4 protein-coding genes, 1 pseudogene and 1 other annotated feature are annotated in these 5,040 nt (G+C 64.8%); of the genes and pseudogenes, 3 read left to right on the top strand and 2 right to left on the bottom strand.

Annotated elements, in window-relative coordinates; genetic code table 11:
- The first annotated feature begins 335 nt into the window (after nt 1–335).
- From VIM19_16805 to VIM19_16795, 3 genes and pseudogenes are all read left to right on the top strand, one after another.
- The gene (locus VIM19_16805) at nt 336–596 is read left to right on the top strand and encodes a hypothetical protein (GenBank protein HEY5186515.1); all 261 of its coding nucleotides are present in this window, start codon (nt 336–338) and stop codon (nt 594–596) included.
- Nucleotides 597–686: 90 nt separating this feature from the next.
- Nucleotides 687–1,553: pseudogene (locus VIM19_16800) on the top strand (IS3 family transposase).
- Nucleotides 988–1,101: a sequence feature (AL1L pseudoknot), on the top strand. (Overlaps the previous pseudogene by 114 nt.)
- A 510-nt stretch (nt 1,554–2,063) precedes the next feature.
- Nucleotides 2,064–2,528 carry a class I SAM-dependent methyltransferase gene (locus VIM19_16795; protein HEY5186514.1) on the top strand — a complete coding sequence of 155 codons (465 nt, stop codon included), beginning with the start codon at nt 2,064–2,066 and terminating at the stop codon, nt 2,526–2,528.
- Between the two features lie 398 nt (nt 2,529–2,926).
- On the opposite strand, the gene VIM19_16790 is transcribed toward VIM19_16795, so the two are convergent.
- Both VIM19_16790 and VIM19_16785 read right to left on the bottom strand, forming a co-directional pair.
- Entirely contained in the window at nt 2,927–3,649 is a 723-nt protein-coding gene (locus VIM19_16790) for an NYN domain-containing protein (protein ID HEY5186513.1), read from the bottom strand.
- A gap of 391 nt (nt 3,650–4,040) precedes the next feature.
- Nucleotides 4,041–4,421 (bottom strand): DUF4190 domain-containing protein, encoded by a 381-nt coding sequence (locus tag VIM19_16785; GenBank protein HEY5186512.1) that lies wholly within the window; start codon nt 4,419–4,421, stop codon nt 4,041–4,043.
- Between the last annotated feature and the right edge of the window lie 619 nt (nt 4,422–5,040).

The following is a 5,040-nucleotide window of genomic DNA, read 5'->3' as shown; positions in this document are numbered from 1 at the left end:
AGAGCCGGAGCACCCGGCCGCATCACCACGCCCGCAGCAAGCCAACCCCGCACACCGTCATCGACGCCATCATCCCCGGGCTAAGCGGTGGATCCGGGCTTAGCTGCGACCTTGCCCCGCTCCTATCGGACCATAGGAGCTTCGGTCATCTTGGGACGTGCCCATGTTGTGGGCGGTCAGGGTCGTCGACGGGTCACTCCTTTCCATGGGGACCCCACGAGTTCGGGACACGCCGGATCGTCACCCGCAAGGACGACCCTGAAGCTCGGCTAACCTGCCCGTGACGAGTACCCCTAGCGGTTGGGGTCCTGTCCGATCGACCTGAGAGGGTTCGCATGACGGAGCCGACGCGTAACGCGCCCCCATGGGTGACCTGGGTACTGATCGTTGTCGGGGTGCTGTTCCTTGTCGCGGGGCTGGTCTACTTCGCCCGTCCGGCGGCGGAGCTGCCGAGCTTCTTCCCCGGTCACGACACGGCCCTGCACACCAAGCACATCAAGCACGGCATCGCCATGATCGGCCTCGCCGTCATCGCCTGGGTAGGAGCATGGCTCACCACCGGCACCAAGCCGACTTCCCCCGACCTGTCCACCTGACCGCCAGGCTGACCGACACGTTCGTCTCGCGACGTTTGAACCACCCTGGGTTGCTTGGAGGTTCCTGACCTTGGAAACGAGGATGGAGCCATGGGGAACGAAGGCACGCCTGGGCGGCCGACAATGCGTCGGTACTCGCCGGAGGAGAAGGCTCGTGCGGTCCGGCTGGTACGGCAGCTGCGCAAGGAGCTCGGCACCAGTCACGGGACGATCCGGCGGGTCGCGGACCAGATCGGTTGCGGGGTTGAGTCGCTGCGGACGTGGTCAAGCAGGCCGACATCGACGAAGGCGTCGAGCCCGGTGTGACGTCCGCGGAGGCTAGGCGGATCCGTGAGCTGGAGCAGGAGAACCGGGAGCTGCGGCGTGCCAATGATCTGCTGAGGCGGGCTTCGGCTATCTTCGCGGCGGAGCTCGACCGCCCATCGAGGTGATCGTCGCGTTCGTCGACGAGCACCGGAACGAGTTCGGGGTCGAGTTCATCTGCACGCGGCCGCAGGTGGCTCCGAGCAGCTACAACGCCGCGAAGAAGCGGCAGATCGCGCCGTCGGTGCGGGCCGTGCGGGACGCGCTGATGATGCAGGTCCTGCTCACGTTGTGGATCGCGAACCGGAAGGTCTACGGAGCCCACAAGCTGTGGAAGGCCGCCCAGCGTGCCGGCCACGACATCGGCCGTGACCAGGTCGCTTGCCTGATGCGAGAGCTGGGGATCGAGGGTGTGTCCCGGCTGCGGAAGAAGGTGTTCACCACCCGCGCGGACCCGGACGCGTCGCGGGCACCGGACCTGGTGAACCGGGTGTTCACCGTGGACCGGCCGACCCGTTGTGGGTGACGGACCTGACGTACGTCCCGACCCGGTCGGGGATGGCGTATGTGTGCTTCATCGTCGACGCTTTCAGCCGGCGCATCGTCGGTTGGCGGGTGGCGGCGAACATGAAGTCCGAGATGGTCCTGGACGCGGACAGCGGCCAGCGAAACGCGTTGATCAGTGGTAGGCGCGCGCAGAGTCCCACCGGGGTGTCGGGCTCCAGCGCTACCACGGTCCCCCACCGGGTGGTCGCGAGGCGGCCCCAGGTCGGGGACGGGCCCATCCGGAGCACCAGTACGCGACCCAGGTCTAGGCCGCTCATGTTCGTACAACTTCTCAGGATGTTGCACGCGCAGTGACGAGTGACGAGGGGCAACTCATGGTCATCGTTGCCGAGCACCACTTACGCGCCCCTATGGGTAGTGGCTACAGTCCGAGACGTCACGGTTAGACGAAGAGTGGGGGGAACCGTGGACCGTCTCCATTCCTTGCGTAGTCGCTTCGTGGATGCGCCAGACTCCGTTGGAGCCAAGTATCGGCAAAAGAGATCGGACCTCATGGCGGCAGTCTTCCCGGGTCTCCCTGAAATGACGGTCCTAGACCTCGGGGGGACGGTGGAGTTTTGGCGGCACTCGCCGATCCGACCTCGACACCTCCATGTCGTGAACCTTGAACCACTCGAGCCAGACATCCCAGAATGGGCCGAGGTCGAAGTTGCTGATGCTTGTGACTTACCGAGTCACATCCGTCGGCGGACCTACGATCTCGTGTTCTCAAATTCAGTGATCGAGCATGTAGGTGGTCACCTGCAGAGACAGAAGTTCTCGGACACCGTCTCAAGCCTCAGCGATCGCTACTGGGTTCAGACGCCCTATCGATACTTTCCGGTCGAGCCCCATTGGCTGTGTCCAGGCATGCAATATCTCCCTGCGGCCGCCCGCTGGCGAGTGGCCAGGCACTGGCCACTAGTCCATACCCCCGCCATCGACGATTCTGACGCCCTGAACAGCGTCTTGTCGGTCGACTTACTGAGTCGAACAGAAATGATGATCTACTTCCCGGAAGCTCGGCTGCTGACCGACAGGCTGATGGGATTGACGAAATCGCTTGTCGCCGTAAAGGGCTGATTGCCCCACCCCAGATGCTGCTGATCGTGACACCCCAGCCCAGCCACCGCAACGAGTAGACGAGTCACGCCTTCAGCGTTCGCCCAAGCAACGAACGAGAGGGTCACCCCGCACGAACTGACCGTCGACTTGATCAGCGACCTTCGGCCCGACGCTGATCCACCGCCCTCAGCGCCAGCAACGCCCCCTCTAGCAGCCGCACTACCGCCGCAGCAGCCGGTCCGTCGGCAGTCAGGTCCCCACGATCCACCGCGTCCAGCACCCGCCGCAGCAGTGCAGCCGCCTCCTGGCGATCGGCTCGGGTCATGGCCACATCAACAAGCGTGCCCGGTCGCAGCGGTCACTGGTAGGTCTGACACGTTCATCGCGGCCGTCACAAGGTTCGGGTGCGACGCCGTTCACGTCTTGCGCTTGTCCCGGATCAGGACGATCAGGTCCTGCCTCTTGACCTCGAACAGCCCGGTCGCCTCCACCAAGTCGCTCAACTTCCGGTAGCCGTAGTTGCGGGGATCGAAGGACGCCTGGTTGCCGATCTGGTTGCCCACCTGCCCCAGATGGGCCCAGCCATCCTCACTGCTCGCCGCATCCACCGCGTTGCGGAGCATCTGCACCAAACGGGTGTCCCCGCGCAGTTGCTTCGAGCCGCTCGGCTTGAGCACCGGCTCATCGGGCTGAGCCGCTGGTTGTCCCAGGCCCTCGACGTAAGTGAACTGCGAGCAAGCGTTGACGAAGGGTTCCGGCGTCTTCCTCTCCCCAAACCCATACACCTTCAGACCATCGGTGAGGATCCGCATCACCAGAGGGGTGAAGTCAGCATCACTGGAGACGATGGCGAACGCGTCCAGCGAGCGTGCGTAGAGCAGGTCCATCGCATCGATGACCATCGCCATATCGGAGGCGTTCTTGCCGCTGCTGTAGGCGAACTGCTGGATCGGGCGGATCGCGTAGGAGTGCAGCACCGCCTCCCACGGCTTCAGGTGCGGACTCTTCCAGTTGCCGTACGCCCGGCGGACATTGGCAGCCCCATGGCGCGCCACTTCCCCGAGGATCACGTCGATCTTCGACGCCGGAGCATTGTCGGCATCGATCAGCAGCGCGATCCGTTTCTCCGCAGGTTCCATGCCACGCACCTCCTCAAGCACCGGCCCAGCATCGCAGACGACCCGAGCCGGACCGGCACGGACGCAGACCACACGACTCCCTGGCAGCTGCGACGTTTTCGCCGTTGGCGTGGGTAGGTTCGAGTAGGTCAGTACCGCCCGCAGTGCGTGGATTCCGCGTAGGTCGGACTTCGCGTCTCGCTGGCGCTGTGAAGATTCTCCGTAGGTAAGGTCCTACGCCTCGATCTCGGTGCGTGGGGTGGTTAGGTCCAGTGGTTCGTCGTACGAGCAGGTGTCCGACGTCGTCCGATTCTCGGGATCGACAAATGCTCGGGCTGAACTGCGTCCCTTCGGTGATAGCCGGTTGAGATTGCTCTCCGACGAACCTCGCTGCTGAGTCAGAGACTGGCGGTCACACCTGCTGAAGCCCCCCGACGATCAAGACCCACATCAAGACCACCATCAGGGCCGCCCCGAGCCAGCCCAGCACGATCCCAGCGATGGCCAGCCCGCCACCGTTATCACCTGTGTCTCGGATCTGTCGTCGGGCGATGTATCCGAACACCAGTGCCAGGATCGAGCCGATCCCGTAGATCCAAAGCAGTCCCAGTACGAACGAGGAGATCGCGAAGCCGTTGTACCTCCGCTGCTGCTGCGGCTGCGCGTACGGGTACTGAGGCGGTGCGGAGTAGCCGTACACCGGCGGGTACTGCTGTGGCGGGTACCCGTACTGCAGGCCCGGCGGGGGTGGCGGCGGGAAGATCGGCTCATCGACCGGTCCGGCGGCGGTCACGGCCCCGCTCGATGGTGCTGGCGGCTGCCAGGTGTTCGCTTCTCCAGCCGGACCTCCGGTCTGTGGATCATCTGCTTGCACCTCCCCGAGCCAGTGCGCCCCATCCCAGTACTGACGACCGGCCCCGTGCCGATGCCACCCCGCCGGTGCGTTGGGAGTATCAAGATCGCTCATGGCGTCCCCCTGCATACCCAGCCCCGTCCACTCAGAGCGTCCAGCACCTGGATCTGTCAACGGCAGGGACTTAGATCCCGACCTGGACGACGCGGGGGGTCGAACGCCCCTACTGCGACGCGGTCCGCAACCGATATGCCAGGTCTCGAACCACCACGCCGGGGCATTCCCCCCGACGGTGAGGACCAGCGCGAGGACCTCAGGGCCTGGAGACAGCCGTGAGCAGACTCTCTGGGTCGGTCATCGTGGTCGTCATGGCCATCGCGGTCTTCTTCGGTGTGGCGATCTCCACGTTCTTCTGGGACTAGCCTCGATCTTTCACGCGGCCCGGGTTGAGGGCTCCGGAAGGAGTCCTGTGGGTGGGGGCCGGGTTCCCGGCAGGCGTGGGTATGGCTGTTGACCGGCTCTGCCGGTGTGGGTGGTGTCCGGGTCCTCGGGTCGCGGG

It is taken from the genome of Actinomycetes bacterium, assembly GCA_036510875.1.
GTDB lineage: Bacteria > Actinomycetota > Actinomycetes > Prado026 > Prado026 > DATCDE01.
The sequence above is the reverse complement of the archived record's forward strand: the minus strand, read 5'-3'. Positions and strand labels throughout refer to the sequence as shown.